Origin of the sequence: Bacillus nitratireducens (assembly GCF_001884135.1) — a bacterium.
GTDB classification, from domain to species: Bacteria; Bacillota; Bacilli; order Bacillales; family Bacillaceae_G; genus Bacillus_A; species Bacillus_A nitratireducens.
Genome location: NZ_MAOC01000021.1, coordinates 39,584 through 57,655, shown reverse-complemented (window position 1 = coordinate 57,655; position 18,072 = coordinate 39,584). Strand labels below are relative to the sequence as shown.

Annotated in this window: 19 protein-coding genes and 1 pseudogene; 3 read left to right on the top strand and 17 right to left on the bottom strand. The window is 34.2% G+C overall.

The genetic code is table 11. The features are described from left to right. Positions 1–51 precede the first annotated feature (51 nt). The 5 genes from adhP to BAU23_RS08420 all read right to left on the bottom strand — a co-directional run bounded on the left by adhP (position 52) and on the right by BAU23_RS08420 (position 5,257). On the bottom strand, positions 52–1,089 hold the full coding sequence (adhP, locus tag BAU23_RS08440) for an alcohol dehydrogenase AdhP (RefSeq protein WP_000649118.1): 1,038 nt from the start codon (positions 1,087–1,089) through the stop codon (positions 52–54). A gap of 368 nt (positions 1,090–1,457) precedes the next feature. Beyond that, a complete protein-coding gene (locus tag BAU23_RS08435) occupies positions 1,458–2,312 on the bottom strand; it encodes a MurR/RpiR family transcriptional regulator (RefSeq protein ID WP_001119626.1) in 855 nt (284 codons plus the stop codon). 130 nt (positions 2,313–2,442) lie between these two features. Next, positions 2,443–3,078 carry a response regulator gene (locus BAU23_RS08430; protein WP_000694635.1) on the bottom strand — a complete coding sequence of 212 codons (636 nt, stop codon included), beginning with the start codon at positions 3,076–3,078 and terminating at the stop codon, positions 2,443–2,445. Positions 3,079–3,092: 14 nt separating this feature from the next. Next, entirely contained in the window at positions 3,093–4,211 is a 1,119-nt protein-coding gene (locus tag BAU23_RS08425; RefSeq protein ID WP_001017799.1) for a GAF domain-containing sensor histidine kinase, read from the bottom strand. Between the two features lie 152 nt (positions 4,212–4,363). Continuing rightward, a complete protein-coding gene (locus BAU23_RS08420) occupies positions 4,364–5,257 on the bottom strand; it encodes a mechanosensitive ion channel family protein (RefSeq protein WP_000055423.1) in 894 nt (297 codons plus the stop codon). Positions 5,258–5,508: 251 nt separating this feature from the next. Between BAU23_RS08420 and BAU23_RS30525 the strand changes: the two are divergent. Continuing rightward, positions 5,509–5,738, top strand: a pseudogene (locus tag BAU23_RS30525) (hypothetical protein). Positions 5,739–5,773: 35 nt separating this feature from the next. On the opposite strand, the gene BAU23_RS08410 reads toward BAU23_RS30525, so the two are convergent. From BAU23_RS08410 to asnB, 10 genes are all read right to left on the bottom strand, one after another. Continuing rightward, positions 5,774–6,322 carry a cysteine hydrolase family protein gene (locus BAU23_RS08410; protein ID WP_071734096.1) on the bottom strand — a complete coding sequence of 183 codons (549 nt, stop codon included), beginning with the start codon at positions 6,320–6,322 and terminating at the stop codon, positions 5,774–5,776. A 114-nt stretch (positions 6,323–6,436) separates the two neighbouring features. Beyond that, the gene (locus BAU23_RS08405; RefSeq protein WP_000468367.1) at positions 6,437–6,682 is read right to left on the bottom strand and encodes a hypothetical protein; all 246 of its coding nucleotides are present in this window, start codon (positions 6,680–6,682) and stop codon (positions 6,437–6,439) included. A 76-nt stretch (positions 6,683–6,758) separates the two neighbouring features. Continuing rightward, the gene (locus BAU23_RS08400; protein ID WP_000713447.1) at positions 6,759–7,247 is read right to left on the bottom strand and encodes a putative periplasmic lipoprotein; all 489 of its coding nucleotides are present in this window, start codon (positions 7,245–7,247) and stop codon (positions 6,759–6,761) included. Between the two features lie 263 nt (positions 7,248–7,510). Further along, positions 7,511–8,158, bottom strand: coding sequence for a nitroreductase family protein (locus tag BAU23_RS08395; RefSeq protein ID WP_001105303.1), 648 nt, complete (start codon positions 8,156–8,158; stop codon positions 7,511–7,513). A 98-nt stretch (positions 8,159–8,256) separates the two neighbouring features. Next, entirely contained in the window at positions 8,257–9,132 is an 876-nt protein-coding gene (gene dat, locus BAU23_RS08390; RefSeq protein WP_071734094.1) for a D-amino-acid transaminase, read from the bottom strand. A gap of 131 nt (positions 9,133–9,263) precedes the next feature. Continuing rightward, positions 9,264–10,226, bottom strand: a complete 963-nt coding sequence (locus tag BAU23_RS08385; RefSeq protein ID WP_000233707.1) for an ABC transporter substrate-binding protein — start codon at positions 10,224–10,226, stop codon at positions 9,264–9,266. A 234-nt stretch (positions 10,227–10,460) separates the two neighbouring features. After that, positions 10,461–11,447 carry an N-acetylmuramoyl-L-alanine amidase gene (locus BAU23_RS08380; RefSeq protein WP_071734092.1) on the bottom strand — a complete coding sequence of 329 codons (987 nt, stop codon included), beginning with the start codon at positions 11,445–11,447 and terminating at the stop codon, positions 10,461–10,463. Positions 11,448–11,552: 105 nt separating this feature from the next. Further along, positions 11,553–11,888, bottom strand: coding sequence for a hypothetical protein (locus tag BAU23_RS08375; protein WP_002075769.1), 336 nt, complete (start codon positions 11,886–11,888; stop codon positions 11,553–11,555). Positions 11,889–11,933: 45 nt separating this feature from the next. After that, complete coding sequence (locus BAU23_RS08370; protein WP_000627497.1) at positions 11,934–12,293, bottom strand: GNAT family N-acetyltransferase; 360 nt, start codon at positions 12,291–12,293, stop codon at positions 11,934–11,936. A gap of 92 nt (positions 12,294–12,385) precedes the next feature. Then, positions 12,386–14,287: an asparagine synthase (glutamine-hydrolyzing) gene (gene asnB, locus BAU23_RS08365; RefSeq protein ID WP_000333827.1), complete on the bottom strand. Its 1,902-nt coding sequence runs from the start codon at positions 14,285–14,287 to the stop codon at positions 12,386–12,388. 217 nt (positions 14,288–14,504) lie between these two features. Between asnB and BAU23_RS08360 the strand changes: the two genes are divergently transcribed. After that, positions 14,505–14,969 (top strand): Hsp20/alpha crystallin family protein, encoded by a 465-nt coding sequence (locus BAU23_RS08360; protein WP_001288090.1) that lies wholly within the window; start codon positions 14,505–14,507, stop codon positions 14,967–14,969. A 34-nt stretch (positions 14,970–15,003) separates the two neighbouring features. Here the strand turns inward: BAU23_RS08360 and BAU23_RS08355 are convergent, their stop codons facing one another. Then, the gene (locus tag BAU23_RS08355) at positions 15,004–15,591 is read right to left on the bottom strand and encodes an SCO family protein (RefSeq protein ID WP_000833350.1); all 588 of its coding nucleotides are present in this window, start codon (positions 15,589–15,591) and stop codon (positions 15,004–15,006) included. 336 nt (positions 15,592–15,927) lie between these two features. Between BAU23_RS08355 and BAU23_RS08350 the strand changes: the two genes are divergently transcribed. Further along, the gene (locus BAU23_RS08350) at positions 15,928–16,902 is read left to right on the top strand and encodes an MBL fold metallo-hydrolase (protein ID WP_071734090.1); all 975 of its coding nucleotides are present in this window, start codon (positions 15,928–15,930) and stop codon (positions 16,900–16,902) included. A gap of 183 nt (positions 16,903–17,085) precedes the next feature. Here the strand turns inward: BAU23_RS08350 and BAU23_RS08345 are convergent, their stop codons facing one another. Continuing rightward, entirely contained in the window at positions 17,086–17,928 is an 843-nt protein-coding gene (locus tag BAU23_RS08345; protein WP_071734114.1) for a DegV family protein, read from the bottom strand. Positions 17,929–18,072 lie beyond the last annotated feature (144 nt).

Below are 18,072 nucleotides of genomic sequence, written 5' to 3'. Positions count from 1 at the left end.
ACTTTTTTACATGTCCTTTGCTAGACTCATGCTTTTTATATTTAAAGTGAATTATTTACAATCACAATTATGCTGTTTAAAATCGATTACCATACGTCCTTGAATTCTACCTTGTTCCATTTCTTCGAATACATTTTGTACTTTATCTAGAGAACACGTTTGAACAACCGGCACTACTTTTCCTTCTGCTCCGAACATAAATGCCTCCTCTAGATCCTTACGAGTACCAACTAGAGAACCAACTACTTCAATTCCATCTAGTACAAGTCGCGGAATGTTTAAATCCATAGTTTCTACTGGTAAACCGACTGCAACGACTTTACCACAAGCACGTACTGCATCAACTGCTGAGTTGAATGCTACTTTAGAAACGGCTGTTACTACAGCAGCATAAGCACCACCAAACTCATCTTGAACAATCTTATCAGCAGGACCTTGAGAAATTGGATTGATAGTCATATCCGCACCAACCTCTTTTGCTAAAGCTAATTTATCGTCATTAATATCTACTGCAATTACCTTTGCACCAAATACGTTTTTAGCATATTGGATAGCTAGGTTACCTAATCCACCACAGCCATAGATGACAATAGGTTGACCAGGTTTAATGTCTGATACTTTTATAGCTTTATATGTAGTTACGCCCGCACATGTGATTGATGATGCTTGAGCAGGATCTAATCCTTCTGGTACTTTCACCGCATAATCAGCTGTAACAATACATTGTTCAGCCATACCACCATCTACTGAATAACCAGCATTTTTCACTTCACGGCAGAATGTTTCTCTACCCGTTACACAATATTCACAACGTCCACAAGATTGGAACATCCATGCAATACTTACACGGTCACCTATCTTTAGTGAAGTAACATCATCAGCTATTTTAGTAACAATACCTACACCCTCATGACCAAGAATACGGCCATCTGTATTTCCGAAATCATGATTTGCAACGTGTAAATCAGTATGACAAACTCCACAATACTCTACATCTACAAGCGCTTCACCCGAGTGTAACGGACGTAATTCCTTTTCAATAACTTCAATGTTTGCTTTGCTGTTTTTATTAACTACTACTGCTTTCATATGTGATCTCCCCTTTAGTGTTTTAGAGTTTTAATGAGTTTATCTCACAACTACTGTCCTCACTATTTTGGCTAATTATTGTACCAAATTTAAGTGTTCAATCATCATTACAGGTTCATCATAACATGGAATTTCATAAGCTTATTGTGAAATATTGAACAATATTTGAATTATTACCAAATACGTATTTTGATGTATCAAGCTATTTCTTAAATTTCATATGCAAAATATCGAGATTTAACAAATGAATGGTCTAAAAGATGAGAGCTTATTACTATAGGTAATATAGACACTTAGAACAAGTAGATCTAGAGGGTATATCAACAGACTACTCGCCAATATAAAAAGCTCTTCATTTGAAGAGCTTTTTATATTCGCTTCATTGAAATTGTTTCACGTATACTTTGTAAATTTTGTAGTGTTTCCTCTTGTCGCTGCAATGACAATCCCACATACAAAGTATCTAATAAACTAAGCTGCGCTAATCGTGACGAACTTGCTTCTGTACGAAATTCCGTCTCACGCGTCGAAGTATATAGCGTTATATGAGCAAGTTGGCTTAATGCCGATTTTTGATAGCTTGTAATCGCAATAATGCGAGCCCCTCTTGCTTTCGCTACTTCTAATGCTTCAAGTAATCCTTTATTACTGCCCGAATGAGAAATTGCAATGACCACTGCTTCTTTTGTCAGCAAGCCAGCTCCCATAATTTGAAAATGTGAATCCGTATGAGCAATACAAGAAATACCCGTTCTCATAAACTTATGATAAGCATCCATCGCAATAATACCTGAACCACCATTTCCATAAAACTCAATTCGTTTCGCTTCATTCAGCGCACTTACTGCCTGTTCCAACGCGTTATCATTTAACAAATGTAATGTATCTTGCAGTCCTGTAATATGTGAATGAAAAACCTTTTTAGCGACAGTGACCATATTATCTTCTACCGATACTTCCTCATGAATATTTTGCATCGGGGTATGTACAATCTCACGAGCTAATGTAATTTTCAGGTCTTGAAACCCTTGAAAACCTAGGTGTTTGCATAAGCGGAATATCGTTGCTTCAGAACTATTCGTAACTTCAGCTAACTCCGTAATCGATTTATGTACAACATCTTGTGGATGTTTCAAAATATGTTCGGCAATACTTCGTAATTTCGGTGATAGACCATTTAACGAAGCCTGAATCTTTCCAATCCCACTTTTTGTACCAGGCATATCGTATCTTCCCCTTCCATAGTAGCTATATTGTACCTAATAATCGAAAGAAGAAACACCTTTATTTAGCGATTTTATTTGCTCCTATGTATTCTACCGTAACATATGACACAATTATTCATACTTATTTCTAGTGTTCCCCATGCTTTACTGCGTATAATGCAGCTTGTGTACGATCATCTACTTCTAATTTAGCCAATACGTTTGAAACGTGTGTTTTCACAGTTTGTTCTGTAATATGAAGCTCTGCTGCAATCTCCTTATTGCTTCTTCCTTTCGCAATTTCACGAAGTACTTCTTGCTCCCTTTTTGTTAACATAGAAAAAGGATTCTCTTTTTTTTTCTTGGCTGCTGATCGTCCTAATAGTGCAGGTGTTACTTTCGGGTGAAAATTTGCATTCCCTTGATATACTGCAACGATTGACGCAACAAGCTGATCTGGCTGCACTTCTTTTAATTGGTAACCATCTGCTCCCGCTTCTATTGCTGGTAAAACATAATCTTGTTCTGAAAAACTACTGAGCATAAGTATCTTTATCGTCTCATCGTATTGTTTTATACGTTTTGTCGCTTCAATACCATCCATTTTCGGCATTGATAAATCCATTAATACTACATCTGGCCTTTCTGTTTGGACGAATGTTAATGCTTCTTCACCATTTTCTGCTTCCCCAATAATTTCAAATTCTTCTCTCGTCTTCAAAAAAAATACAAGTCCCCTTCGAACGATATGATGATCTTCTACAAGTAATAATTTAATTTTCACAGACGTTCTCCCTCTCAAACCGGTAATTGAATTTCTATCTTCGTTCCCTTTTCTGGTTCTGCTTTTATTCGAAAAATTCCCCTCATTAATTCAATTCGTTCTTTCATACTTTTCAAACCCAGTGCGGACTCTCTTACTTGATCCTGTATAAATCCTATTCCGTTATCTTCTATGTAAAAGTGCAGCTTATTCTCTTCAATCCTTAAATGAACACATACTTTTTCACACGAAGCATGCTTTTTACAATTATGTAATGCCTCTTGGCTTATACGCCATAAAACTTCTTCTATTTCATCTTCAATTAAAACCATTCCATCAATTCGAACTTCCACTTGAATCCCTAACAGTTTTCCGTAATTTTGTATCGCTTCTGCTAAACCTTTCTCTAATCCTTCAGGCCTTAATTGCCAAATTAAAAGTGTCATCTCTTGTAATGCTTCCTGTGATAACTCTCCAATATAACTTAACAACTCTTGCAAGTCTCTATCCTTCGTCATATTTAGAGTCCCTTTCGCTGTTAGCATAATTGAAAATAACAATTGTTTAACGGAATCATGTAGGTCACGTGCAAGTCGATTTCTTTCAGCTACAACTACATATTTCCGTTCTTTCTCAACTAATTGAATACGTTGTATTGTCGTTCCAATTTGAAATGCAATCGCTTCTAATAACGCTAACTCTTCCTCAGAAAAATGTGTTTTATGGGGCGAGGCAACATTTAATAGACCAAATTTCTCTGATCCAGATCTTAGTGGGATTGTCGCATGATGTGTAACATCTTCAGTCTCTCCCCAATTACATTCAATCGCATCCTCTATTCGTTTACATTCAATAATATTTGTCGCTTTTTCCAATCTTCCATTCACAAAACGTTCTACACACCAACAATCTCCTTCACACATCGGCTTCTTTTCTTGCCACGTAAGAGCTGGTGGTAAGTTTTGGTCTACAAGCATACGATGCTTTCCACTTTCATCAATAAAGAATATCCACCCTGTTTGTAAATTCATAACTTGTAATAATGTATGTAACACTTTTTCTAACATTTCCTGTAAGTTTGTCGCTTCATTCAGTAACTCAGCAATTTTTTTTAATGCTTCTAAACGATGCATCTCTTTTTCATCTATGTTCATTCTCATCACCAACTATCATTATAACATTAAGAAATTTCTAAATACTATAAACAAAAAAAGAACTGAATTCCTTCAGCTCTTTTTCAGGAGATATCCCATACAGTTCATTCAAATCCAAATTCTAAATAAAAACAGAAATCAGCTAATTTTCTTTAACTGTCTGATAAAGATTGTCCTCTATGAATATGCTGTAAACTTTCAGTGTTAACGAACATATTCGCTGCTGGCATTTGCACTTGATTTTTATGGAACATAGACATTAATTCAAATCTTACTTGTCTAGAAGTTTCAAAATAATCTTCCGGTTTAATCAAACCTGTAATACAAAATTCATATCCAACATATTTAAGGTTAGGATTTAAGTCTGTAACTCCAACATATTTAAATGGTTCAACAGCTTCATCATCTACTCTATAAAGATTTTGGTCCAATTTTTCATTACAAATAACACATACTTCTTCTAACAATTCCTTAACTCTTGTAGGATCTTCCTGATAACTTACCGTGATGCGTTCAATAACTCGCATCCACCCTTTATTAAAATTCTGTATCGTTCTAATCTCTCCATGTGGTATGGTAAGGAGTTTCCCTGACCATTCACGAATTTGCATAAAACGAATACTAATTTCCTCAATAGTTCCTGAATTTGTTCCGTTAAAAGTTACAAAATCGCCAACACGAAACTCTTTGTCCGCTAATCTTGCGAAGCCTAATATGACATCTTTTAGCATCTGTTGTGCAGCAAAACCGATGACGACTCCCGCTATCCCTGCACCTGCAATAATACTTTTTATATCTACAAATTGACTAATTAAATATATGATCAGACTGATGATAATGATATATCTAAAAATAGATCGAATAACACTTTGAATCGTCTGCTCTACCTCTTCATCAAAAAAGCTTGATTTTTTAAAAAACCAATCAATAATGCGGTTTATGACAAAAGAAATAATGATAAGAACTAAAGCAAATAGTAAAAATCTTAAAAGTAAAAATTCCCTTACATAATTAAAAAATTCCTCAGTATACGTTAATAAACTCATCCATCCACTTCCTTACTAATGAAAATTTCATGCAAAACTGATTTATTGTATTACTTTTTGGTTCCCTTCAAACTTGTTATACATTCTTCTATAAATATAACCTTTTTCATTATCTAAAGGGAGCTGACAATTGAAAATTTTTTAAATGACTTTATTTTAAGACTGCACTACTCATCTTAATAACAGGAAAACATTCACATGACACCGAATAGTTCATTTGAAAATATTTTGACTCGCGAAGGTTACTAACAATGGGCTATATCGAAGAACTAAGAGAAGTTATTGGATCAAGACCACTCAATTTAGCTGGAGTAGCTGTTTTCAATGAACAAGGATAAATATTACAGAATTTACATGTGGCTTGTTAAAAGCAGACGGAGTTGAATCATTGCATGTACAATTTTTCGATTTAAACCGACTACCAGAAAAGATTAGTCCGTTCATTAAAAAGTTAATTCAAAAACAAGTCGTTTCTATATAAATGTAAAAAAGAGGCCTTTTCGAAGGCCTCTTTTTTTACTTCACTTCTGCATTTAAACAAGATTTAAAATGTCCAAGTGCATATTCATGTCCTTGCGCATTAAAAGATGCAACCGCCTTTTCATAAACGACAATTTTAAATCCTTTATTATAAGCATCTACTGCTGTATGAAGAACACAGATGTCGGTAGCAACACCTACAAGATGAACTTCTTCTATTCCTCGTTCTCTTAACTTCATCTCTAAATCTGTTCCGGCAAATGCACTGTATCGTGTTTTGTCCATGTAATATACATTCTCAGCATTTTTATATTTTTCGTATACATCTTGTAATTCACCGAATAAGTCTCTTCCATTTGTATCTGCTATATTATGAGGTGGAAACAATTTGGCTTCAGGATGATATACATCATTGTCTTCATGTTTATCGATCGCAAACACTACATAATCTCCCTCTTCAATATACTGCTTCGTTACATGCACAAGTTCTTTCTCAATTTCTTGACCTGGCTTCCCGCAAGTTAAAGCACCTTTTTCAGCTACAAAATCATATGTATAGTCGATATTAATAAGAGCTCGTTTCATTACTACTATCTCTCCTTCTTCTGTTTCACAGTAAACAATAGAAAATTTGTTATTACGACATCGTATGTACTATTCGACATTTCAAATGAAATCCCTACATTTCCAACTTAATACTTACCTTAATCCGAGTTTATCATGAAATCGGTACACAATGACAAAACATACAGATCCTATTAGCATGTCATGGATTTGATAATTGAGCGTCATTTGAATAACCTCTTGTATAGTAAGCCAAACTACTGACATTATCATACTAATCAAAAAGATACGAACAAACCGATTCACATCATCAACCACTTTCTCTGTCGTAGTAGTAAAGAGTAATTTCTTACTATTCATTCGTACTAGAAAGTGAAACATATTATTCTCAACAACCTAATTCTATCCAAATTAAAAAGTACACTACCACTTTAAGCAATGTACTTTTTATCCCTATTTAAGACGCAGGCTTCGTTTCAAATGTCGCTTGATTAAAGCTGATGACTTTTCCTTTCGGGTCATTGTTTTCAAACTGGGCTGCGGTAATCGTATGACTACCTGTCTCAAGCATTTTTTCTTTTAATTGTACTGTTGTCTGTGTTGTACTAGTTACTTGATGTTTATCTGCAAATATTTGATCTACAAATACGAATGTTTCTTTATCGTTTTGAAAATTAGAAAGTTCTAACTCGACTTGCTGAATTAAAGTATCTTTTTTGATAAATACAGTCGGTATATTTCCATTTTCAGAAGTACCATCTGGTGTAATGACTTTTACTTTCCCTTCTCCAACTGGTATTGCCCCTTCAGGAAATACAACCATATTCTCATCACTTGCATTTACAACTTGTTCTTCCTGATTTGACTGTGCATCCTCTTTTTCCTTTGGAGCACCACAGCCTGCTAATAACAATACAGACAATCCAGCGATTATGAATTTCTTCAAAATTCATCCCCCCTGTAATTTCATTATAATTTATTATACAAAAATAATTTATTAATTTTAAAACTATTTTTAACACTTTCATGAACAAATACTAGTAGCTTGCTCACGACTACTGTACCATACTTTCCTTAATAGAACATTAATTTTTTTTAATGAAATAAATAGTAATTTCATCTTATTTATCATTTTAGCCCAACAGATTAATAAAATACCTGTCCAAAATAAAAAGACATTGTTATTTCAATGTCTTTTCTATATAGCGATTAAAAAATAAATGTTGTAATCTCATCTACTTCTTTTCTTGGAAGTTTCTTCGGTTTATCTTTCGGATAACCGAGTGAAATTACCATATTAATTTGTTTTTCGGTCTCAATTTGTAAATATTGTCGTAGTTCTTTTTGAGCTAACAATACAGGTCCTGTCATTGGACACGTACCAAGACCCTTCGCATGTGCAGCCAGCATTAAGTTTTGTGCCGCTAAACAGCTACTCTTAATTCCTTCTTCTTCCCATACTGAATCAGGAACGAAGGCAATTGGATCAAATATCTTTTCACGGAACTTTGATTCATATGGTGTTGCCAAACATACGATTAATACTGGCGCCTCAGAGAAAGCTGTCGCATACGGTCCGAAAGAACGTGTAAGTAATTTCCCTGCTTTCTCTTCTCCATTTTCTGCTGCTTTTGCCGCAAGTTTATGTAATGCATCCCATGTCATTTGTTCAATTTCTTTAATTTTCTCTCTGTTCATAATGACCAAGAACTCCCACGTTTGTGAGTTCGTATCACTCGGTGCATAACGAGCACAATCAATAATTTCTTTTATATCACTAGTGGATACTTCTTGTTCTGTAAACTTTCTAACACTTCGTCTACCGTGAATTACTTCTTTAAAATCTTCATAATTCATATATTAAATCCCCTTTTTACAGCGTTTTCAAAACTTGTCCTATGGTTGAATTATATCATGAAAAAAAGCTGGAGGAATACCAGCTTTTTTCCTCATTATTAATTTGTCACTTTAAACAAACTAATACTTTCTTCATATGCAGCTTGTAGTTTTTTCGTAATTGGTCCTCTTTCACCACTTCCAAACTTCTCATCACCAATTTGAACAACTGGGAATATTTCAAGTGGTGTCGCTGTGAAAAAACACTCATCGGATTCGTACACTTCCTGTAATGAAAATTCACGCTCTTCTACCTCTATATGTAACGCTTTCGCTAATGTAATAACGTAGTGACGAGTAATGCCGTGTAGAATGAAATTATCAGCTGGATGTGTAATTAATTTATTATTTTTCACCATAAAGAAATTCGAATGACACCCTTCTGTTACAACTCCATCTCGTACTAATATCGCTTCTTGATACCCTTGCTCGTTTATTTTATTTTTAATCATGATATTAGGTAGAAGGTTCAAAGATTTTATATGGCAAAACTTCCAGCGTATATCCTCTTCTACTGTAATCTTTATTCCTTGTTCCATAGTAGCGATAGGTCTTGGAAACGAAACAATATTCGCAAAATATGTTGGCTGTAAATCTTTTTCATACACATGATTTCGAGCTTGAGCTCCACGTGATATTTGAAGATACACATTCCCATCTTCTTGAAATTGATTTCTTTCAATCATTTGATGAAGTTCTTCAACTAACTCTTCCTTTGTAAACGGAGGAACAATATTTATTTCCTTCATAGATTTAAAAAAGCGTTCCAAATGTAAGTCTAATAAATGAGGCTTCCCATCGTATAGCCTAAATACCTCATATATGCCTTCACCAAATTGGAGTCCTCGCTCTTCTAACGCAACCATCGGCTGTTCTTCTTTCGTATTTACAATTCTTCCGTTAAACAAAATCCAATCTTTATGAGTAGCTTTCATTCCTTCCCACTCCTTTATTCCATGATTGATTTTATTGTACAACTTATCCACACTCTAAAGAAGGAATTTTCTGTATTTAAATAAATTAAAAAGTACATCACCTATTTAAAGTGATGTACTCAACCATTCATTTATTTCAGAAAATATTTTTCAATATCATCTAACATTAAATTTGCAGCTTTAATACCGCCTGCTGTATTCCAAATTACTTCATCCACTTGGAATACTTTATTGTCTTTAGAAGCTTGTAGCTGCTTAAAGAGTGGATCTTCTGTCCATTCTTTTGCTAACGTATTTCCTTCGTTATTCTTATCTGCATCTTTATCAGATGTAAAGTAGAATATGTAGTCCCCATCCATATTCGGAATTTGCTCTTTTGTAATTCCTTTTATCGCAAATTCATCTTTATCTTGAAGTGGTGGTCGCTTAAATCCAACATCATTTAAAACAGCACCTGAGAATGAGTTTTTCTGATAAATACGAACATCACCTGGTACGAAGCGAATAATAGAAACTTTAGAATTCAATTTATCTCCTAACTTCTCTTTCATTCCTTCAATACGTTTTTTATAATCTTCAAGAGCCTTTTGCCCTTCTTTTTCTTTATTTACAGCTTTTGTATAGAGTGTAAAGTTTTCTTTCCAATCCCCGCGCAATGTTTCAGCGTATACAGTTGGCGCTATTTCGTTCAATTGCTCATATATTTTTTCATGACGCATTTTATTCCCGATAATTAAATCCGGCTTAAGTTTCATAACTGCCTCTAAATTAATATCACGCTCAGTTCCTACAACTTTCGTATCTTTTAAATCTTTCGCTAAATGAGGATACCATTCATCACCAGCACGTGGTTTTGTAGTTCCAACTGGTGTTACTCCAACAGCTAAAAGTGCCTCCGCACCCTCATTTGTTAAAACAACTACTTTTTTAGGTGTACCATTTACTGTTGTTTCACCCATTGCATGCTTTACAGTATACGAATCTTTTGCTTTAGCTGATGTATCATTTTCTTTTTTCTCTTCTTTGCTACACCCTGCGATTATTACCATAAGTATCATAATGCAGAACATAAATATTTTTTTACTATGTACCATATGTCCTCCCTAGATGAAATCGATTATCATTAACAATTAAAGGTTAATGTATATTACATACATTGTCAATGTATATCAGAAAACTTTTTTAATATATACAATTTAGATTCTATCCGCTATTCAAATGTTTATTTTTAAAATAAAGTGTATACGTATGAAAATAATAAACGTTCTTAAAATGCGTATCTACGTTATACATAAATACGCATTCGTATTACATTATAAATTCATTTCCTAATATTGTTTATATTTAATATATGATGGATCATTGTACACCCATTGATTACCACCAAGGTTCAACCAACCGTTTTGATTCATATATACTAAATAAGATTCTGGATTATTTAATTTACGAATAACTGAAGAAGATGTTGATGGACCACTTCTTAAATTCACATTCATTCCTTGTATATATGCGACACCAATTGCACTTCCATCACTATTGCTCGTCTTTACAAAATTAATGTACGAAGGGTCATTATACACCCATTGTCCATTTCCTAAGTCCAACCATCCATTACTTTCCTGATATACGATATACGACACTGGGGAGTTTAGTTGACGAATAACTGAAGAAGACGTTGATGGACCACTTCTTAAATTCACATTTTTCCCAAGTATATAGGCGATCCCCTTCGTTTGTGGTGTTGGCTGGGGGTTTGGAGGTTGTGGATTTGGAGCAACTCCAAAAATAGCTGCTATCCCATTTGCATACGCTTGACTTAAGTCTTCAATAAATTGTGGATTTTTCAATAAATTAGCATCAAACGTTGTATCAATAAAAGCAGTCTCAGTTAAAATTGCATCCATTGCAGTCTCTCTTAGTACCGCATAATTTGCTTTTTTGGCTCCTCGGTCACGAAGACCATATTTAGTTAATACAGGATTGACTGCTGCATGCATTTTTTGTTGCTTTTCATATGCGGAACTACTATTAGATAGCGCATTGTAAATATAACTTTCAAATCCAGTGCCACCGCCGCTATTAATGTGAAATGAGATAAAATAATCTGCACCAAATGAATTAGCAATATTAGCACGTTCTGATAAAGAGATGAATACATCGCTGTCACGTGTCATTTTAATATTGATTGGATAATTTGCAGATAAAATATCTCGTACACGTCTAGCAATTTGAAGTGTTAACTCTTTTTCCACTAACCCATTACCAACAGCACCAGAATCATATCCACCATGCCCTGCGTCTATAACAAGTTTCATATATCTTTTTCGTTCCTTTCGTTAAGGTAATAAGCTTACATTTCTACTCGTCCTATTTTATGTTAGTTGTACAAGTTCCGTTACAAATACAAAGAAAAAACCCCCTTATGTAAGGCGGCTTCTATCACTTTTCTTTAACCAATTTAAAATGAATATGTACGATTGATAGTGGATGTAACGTATACAAAACAAAATACATATGAGAGCTATTCCAACACCGCTGTATAACAACCCAAACTTTAAAAAGATGTTCAAAAGAGGTGAAAAATGAATTGCGTTTTGTAATGCAAATAACATGCAAAACAAAATTACAAACACGGGTACATATTGTAATTCATATGGTCTTCTCTTCTTATACATTCTTTTTCGAATAAAAATCTGGCATAGTTCTGCTACAATAAAACAACTTCCAACTAATACAAGACCAGCAGTCATTGTCATACATTCACCTGCCCCATATTCATTTCATCAAGTGACCAATATTCACTATATTTTCTTTACATATATTCCATTTTCCTCAATAAAACCAGATCCCACTATGAAAGATTTAGCTTGTTCCGTAAACACCTCTTGCAATACTTTTATTTCATTCACATTTCTCTGTTTCATTATTTCTTCAAATGTAAAATACGTATTCGTCCCGTATCCATAACCTTGATAATCAAAATGAATAATTAACTGTGACAAAATAGCACTCTCTTCTTGGACACTATAATCTATTACACCAATATATGTATCATCAACTTTTACACAATACTGAACCTTTTTCATATCTAAGCTGTGTGAGTGAAACATTTCTTTTACAACGCTTTCATTTTCTGTATTTACTTTCTCAAACGTAATCATATGTTGTCCATCCTTTTACTATTATTGTATCAATTATAATTACAATTTATGAAAAAAACCTTAAAGCCGAATACGACCTTAAGGTTTTTTTATTAAACTAAGCTATACGCACGCTTTGTTTCTTCGTGGAACTTATTCGTATCGTATTTATGCTCAACATAAATTTGATGCCATACCATAAACGCAAGTACAGTCCAAATTTTACGGCTATAATCGCCTTTATCTGCACAATGTGCTTCCAGTAAGTTTAATACATACTGTTTGTCGATTAAATGATCCGTTTTGCTTTCTTTAATAATATTTATAGCCCAATCGTGCATTTCATCTTTTAACCAGTGACGAATTGGTACTGGGAATCCAAGCTTTTTACGATCTAATACGTGATCTGGAACAATGCCACGTGCTGCTTCACGTAAAATAGCTTTCGTAGTTCCGTTAGCAATTTTAAATTCAGTCGGAATTTTAGATGCAACGTCAAATACTTCTTTATCTAAGAACGGTACACGAAGTTCTAATGAATTTGCCATCGTCATTTTATCAGCTTTTAATAAAATATCGCCGCGTAACCATGTGAACATGTCAATGTACTGCATTTTACTTACATCATCATAATCTTTAATTTCGTTATACAATGGTTTCGTGATATCCATATAGTTAACACTTTCATCGTAATACTTCATTAATTCAGCTTTCTCTTCTTCACGGAAGATTTTCGCATTTCCATAGTAACGCTCTTCAATTGGCGTACATCCACGCTCTAAGAAGCTTTTCCCTTTAAATCCTTCTTTAAGAGCACCACTTAATGCCTTTAGAACGCTCTTTCCTGGGCTAGGAATGTAAGAGAACATTTTTAAAGAGTTTGGCTCACGATAAATGTTATATCCACCAAATAGCTCGTCTGCACCTTCACCAGAAAGAACAACCGTTACATGTTTACGTGCTTCTTTCGCAACGAAATACAATGGTACAGCTGCTGGATCTGCTAAAGGATCATCCATATGCCAAATGATTTTTGGGAACTCATCCATAAACTCTTGCGCTGAAATGAATACGTTATGGTTTTTAACTCCTAATTTCTCAGCAGTTTCTTTCGCAACGTCAACTTCACTGAAACCGCGTTGCTCAAAACCAATAGAAAATGTTAAAAGATTTGGGTTCATTTCTCTTGCGATAGAAGCAATAATAGATGAATCGATACCACCAGAAAGGAATGAACCTACTGGTACATCACTACGCATATGCACTTTTACAGAATCGTATAATACATCACGAATTGCTTGGATATGTTCCTCTTTCGTTGCGCTTGAAGCGTTGAAATAAGGATTCCAGTAACGATGGATTTCCATCTCTTTACCGATTTCTTTTACGAAGTAATGACCAGGCTCAATTTTATTAACATCAATTGTTAATGTTTCTGGCTCTGGACCATATTGGTACGTAAAGTAATGTTGTAGTGACGTTGGGTTTACCCCTTTGTCTTCCATTACATGCATAATACTTTTCTTCTCAGATGCGAAGAATGTAGTATCACCTTGTTGTGCGATGTATAAAGGCTTAATGCCAAAGTGGTCACGTGCACCGAAAAGTGTCTTTTCTTCACGATCCCAAATCATAAATGCGAACATACCACGAAGGTAGTCTACACATTTTTCTTTCATATGTGCATACAATGCAATGATAACTTCTGTATCAGATTGCGTTGCAAACGTTGCGCCTTTTTCAAGTAACATTTCACGTAATTCTACATAATTGTAAATTTCACCATTAAAAATAATTACATATCGATCATTTTCATAAGTTAGCGGCTGATGTCCTGCCTCTAAGTCAATGATGCTTAAACGGCGGAAGCCAAATTGTACATGTTCATCACGAAAATATCCTTCGTCATCTGGACCGCGGTGGAAAATCATCGTGTTCATATTTTCAAATTGATGTTTTTCTGTTTCTGAAAACTCTCTAGGGTTTTCACATAAACATCCTACAAAACCACACATACTTCTTACCCTCTTTCAGTTTTCATTCTGTCTCTATACTACTATATCAACCCTATTTATACTAGCATAATCAACTGAATATGGCGACCAAAAACTATAAAAAAATCACTCCATTTCACATTTTTAACAATTTTTTATGAAAACATGAAAACTAGGCAATCACCTTTCTCCGCTTTTGTCATATGATATTGCATATTGATTTCTAGGAGGGAATACCATGAGTGAAGAAAAAAAAGATTCTTCTCGCCCACCGGTTCGCAATTATTTAAAGCAAATTGATGATTTCTTCGAGCAAACACCACTTCGCAATGTAATCGCTGATTTAAATCATTTTTTCCAAAAAGGAAACCGTTTATTAACATTCCCTGTAGATTTATATGAAGTTGGTGAAGAACTCGTTGTTACAGCTGAACTACCAGGTATACAAAAAGAACAAATTCGAATTGAAATACAAAGTGAATACTTAAAAGTCTCTGTAAAAGAAGAGATACTTGATGAGGAAGAAGAACAAACATCTCATAACTATTATCGCCGAGAACGTTCCATTTCAGAAGCATCAAGATTGATTAAGTTACCATACTCAATTAATAAAAAAGCAGCGAAAGCTTCTTATCAAAACGGCGTATTAGAAATTCGTGCACCAAAACTTCCACAGCAGCATGACATTTTATCCATAGACTAATGTAAAAAAAGAAGGGTGCTATGCACCCTTCTTTTTAATCCGCTAATCGCTTCATATCACGTATAATATCTTCGTATGGCGTATTACTAATGCCACTATACTTTTTCATTACTTTTCCATTTTGATCGATTAAATAAAAAGATGTACCGTGTATTACTTGCCCATCTTCTGGTTTATCTACAAGCGATTGGAAGTTATCTTTTGAAAACTTTGTAATTTCCTCCAGTGAATACCCTGTTAACAAGTTCCAGTTACTTGTATCTTCTGTAAACTTTTGAATGAAAGCTTTCAAATTTTCTGGTTTATCAAGTTCAGGATCTACACTAAACGAAACAAACTCAACATCCAGTTTCTCTTCCTTAGCCATTTTCTGTAATTTAGCCATATTAGCAGTCATTGGCGGACAAACTGTTTGACAGTTTGTAAACATGAAATCCGCTACCCAAACTTTCCCTTTTAAATCTTTTGTACCAAATGGCTTTCCTTCTTGATTTGTAAATTGGAAAGTTTCTAAATCCCAGTTTAACGGTTTACGTAATTTTGAACCTGAACTGCTACAACCTGCAAGTACAAAGAGACAAAATACAACCATAAGACCAATTAACTTTTGATAACGCTTCATTATTAAACCTCTTTTCTCTTTCCTTAATTTATGTAAGTAATGTATATCATAACAAAAGTAAACACTATGAGAAAATTGTTTACGTCATTTGTTCACGAAATCGTACGATTTTACGTATGTTACTTCTTTATTTAAAGCTAATTACTAGACAAAATATATTTTACTACTATTATTTCTCTTAACATTATGTACGAAACAAAGTTCATTGTTAAATTTGTAAATACCTATCCCCTGTTTTTTTACAATTACTTAAACATTAATCCATGTTAAACACTGTATTCCTTAACAACATTTCGGTACAATACAACTACAACGATTTTAAATGAGGTGATGTTCATGGCTAAGCGCTATGAAAATATGGATAATGTAAGTACAAAAAAATCGATTCGCTCCTTCCTACGCTGGCGTAAAGAGAGAAAGCAAAACAAAAAAGACTTTTCTTTTCTAGTAGAACAATCACCTGTTAAACAAAGTAAATTTTTGCTTAATAACTTTGAAAAAACAACTGTCACATGGATTGGTCATTCCACTTTTCTCATTCAAACGAACGGCTTAAATATTTTAACAGATCCAGTATGGGCAAATAAATTAAAGTTGGTTCCACGACTTACTGAGCCAGGGCTCTCTATAAAAGGACTACCGAAAATTGATATCGTTCTTATTTCACACGGTCATTACGATCATTTAGACTTTTCATCTCTTCGCCAGCTAAATAATGATGTTCTATACCTTGTACCTATTGGGCTGAAAAAATTATTTACTCGCAAAAAATTCACTAACGTAGAAGAGTATAATTGGTGGGAAAACACAACAATTAATGATGTTTCCTTTCACTTCGTACCCGCCCAGCACTGGACGAGAAGATCCTTATTTGATATGAATACATCTCACTGGGGAGGATGGATCATTGATAATATGACTTCTTCAGAAACCATTTATTTTTGTGGTGATAGTGGTTATTTCCAAGGTTTTAAAGAAATCGGAAACCGTTTTTCAATTGATATTGCACTTATGCCAATTGGTGCCTATGAACCAGAATGGTTTATGAAAGTGTCCCACGTTTCACCTGAAGAAGCTGTGCAAGCCTATTTAGATATAAAAGCTACACATTTCATTCCAATGCACTACGGTACTTTTGCTTTAGCAGATGAAACACCAAGAGAAGCAATAACAAGACTACGAAATAACTGGAATTTACGAATACTACCATGGGAACAACTACATGTTCTCTTTTTAGGTCAAACTTTCACTTATAGCCCTATTATTTCAGAGGAAAGAACAGAAAAAATCACAGAAACCACTCATGTATAACTACGCTACTTTTTTTAAATGATTTATCATATACTTTAGAAAATCGAAAAGGGTGATTTCTATGAAAAATTATTTACAGACTCGCTATATTATTAGCGGTAGCGCCTGTATAGCCCTTCTCATTTCCTATGTTATTTTCACATAAAAAAGCTACTTGAAAATTCATTTCAAGTAGCTTTTTTATTACTCTGCTAAATACATAAATCCGATTGCTCCCGGACCTGTATGAGTACTAATAATAGGCGTTGTATAGAAAATTTCTGATTGAGCAAATCCACTCACTTTTTCTACAGCCGCTTTTACATTTTCAGCTAAAGGAATTGCTTTCGCATGTGGAATTGCAACAGTTTTTACAACTTTTCCAGCTGTATCTTCCTCAAATAACTTAGCTAACGTTTTTACAATTTGACCTTGGCTACGCACTTTCGTTACAGGGTTATAAACACCATCTTCAAGGCTAGCAATTGGTTTTATATTAAGTAGCGAACCGATAAACGCTTTTCCTTTACCGATACGCCCACCCTTCACTAAGTTTTCTAATGTATCTACTACTACATATAAACGAGTATTCTTTCTCACTTCATCTACACGTTTTAAAATTTCTTCTAGTGAGCGTCCTTCATTTGCCATTTTCGCAGCTTCAACTACTTGATATGCTAAAGCATGTGTAATAAATTGAGAATCAACAACTGTTACTTTTGTATCGGTCATTGATGCAGCACTATTGGCAGTTGCCACAGTACCACTCATTCCACTTGTCATATGAATGGAAAGTACTTCACTTCCATCTTCACCTAACTTGTCATACATTTCTACAAATGTACCCATTGCCGGTTGTGATGTTTTTGGTAATTCCTCTGATTTGATCATTTCTTCAATAAATTCATCAGGTTGTAAATCAACACGATCTAAATATGTTTGTCCATTTACAGAGATTGATAATGGTAGCACATGAATGCCATACTTTTCGATTACATCCTGCGCTAAATCTGCAGTTGAATCTGTTACAATTTTAATTTTTTGCATATTATATTCTTCCCTTTCCAATACGCTCTCCCTGTTATTATACTAGCATTCCCAGTGCTTTCAACAATTTAGAACAAATTTCACCAAATTAATTATATTTTTATACCTAAAATGAAAAAGACAGAGCCTATTTAACTCTGTCCC

Excerpts from the sequence above, each read along its gene's own strand:
- adhP (WP_000649118.1), bottom strand. The coding sequence starts at position 1,089 with ATGAAAGCAGTAGTAGTTAATAAAAACAGCAAAGCAAACATTGAAGTT.
- BAU23_RS08435 (WP_001119626.1), bottom strand. The coding sequence starts at position 2,312 with ATGCCTGGTACAAAAAGTGGGATTGGAAAGATTCAGGCTTCGTTAAAT.
- BAU23_RS08425 (WP_001017799.1), bottom strand. The coding sequence starts at position 4,211 with ATGAACATAGATGAAAAAGAGATGCATCGTTTAGAAGCATTAAAAAAA.
- BAU23_RS08420 (WP_000055423.1), bottom strand. The coding sequence starts at position 5,257 with ATGAGTTTATTAACGTATACTGAGGAATTTTTTAATTATGTAAGGGAA.
- BAU23_RS08410 (WP_071734096.1), bottom strand. The coding sequence starts at position 6,322 with ATGAAACGAGCTCTTATTAATATCGACTATACATATGATTTTGTAGCT.
- BAU23_RS08405 (WP_000468367.1), bottom strand. The coding sequence starts at position 6,682 with ATGTTTCACTTTCTAGTACGAATGAATAGTAAGAAATTACTCTTTACT.
- BAU23_RS08395 (WP_001105303.1), bottom strand. The coding sequence starts at position 8,158 with ATGAATTATGAAGATTTTAAAGAAGTAATTCACGGTAGACGAAGTGTT.
- dat (WP_071734094.1), bottom strand. The coding sequence starts at position 9,132 with ATGAAAGCTACTCATAAAGATTGGATTTTGTTTAACGGAAGAATTGTA.
- BAU23_RS08385 (WP_000233707.1), bottom strand. The coding sequence starts at position 10,226 with ATGGTACATAGTAAAAAAATATTTATGTTCTGCATTATGATACTTATG.
- BAU23_RS08380 (WP_071734092.1), bottom strand. The coding sequence starts at position 11,447 with ATGAAACTTGTTATAGACGCAGGGCATGGTGGATATGATTCTGGTGCT.
- BAU23_RS08375 (WP_002075769.1), bottom strand. The coding sequence starts at position 11,888 with ATGACAATGACTGCTGGTCTTGTATTAGTTGGAAGTTGTTTTATTGTA.
- BAU23_RS08370 (WP_000627497.1), bottom strand. The coding sequence starts at position 12,293 with ATGATTACGTTTGAGAAAGTAAATACAGAAAATGAAAGCGTTGTAAAA.
- asnB (WP_000333827.1), bottom strand. The coding sequence starts at position 14,287 with ATGTGTGGTTTTGTAGGATGTTTATGTGAAAACCCTAGAGAGTTTTCA.
- BAU23_RS08360 (WP_001288090.1), top strand. The coding sequence starts at position 14,505 with ATGAGTGAAGAAAAAAAAGATTCTTCTCGCCCACCGGTTCGCAATTAT.
- BAU23_RS08355 (WP_000833350.1), bottom strand. The coding sequence starts at position 15,591 with ATGAAGCGTTATCAAAAGTTAATTGGTCTTATGGTTGTATTTTGTCTC.
- BAU23_RS08350 (WP_071734090.1), top strand. The coding sequence starts at position 15,928 with ATGGCTAAGCGCTATGAAAATATGGATAATGTAAGTACAAAAAAATCG.
- BAU23_RS08345 (WP_071734114.1), bottom strand. The coding sequence starts at position 17,928 with ATGCAAAAAATTAAAATTGTAACAGATTCAACTGCAGATTTAGCGCAG.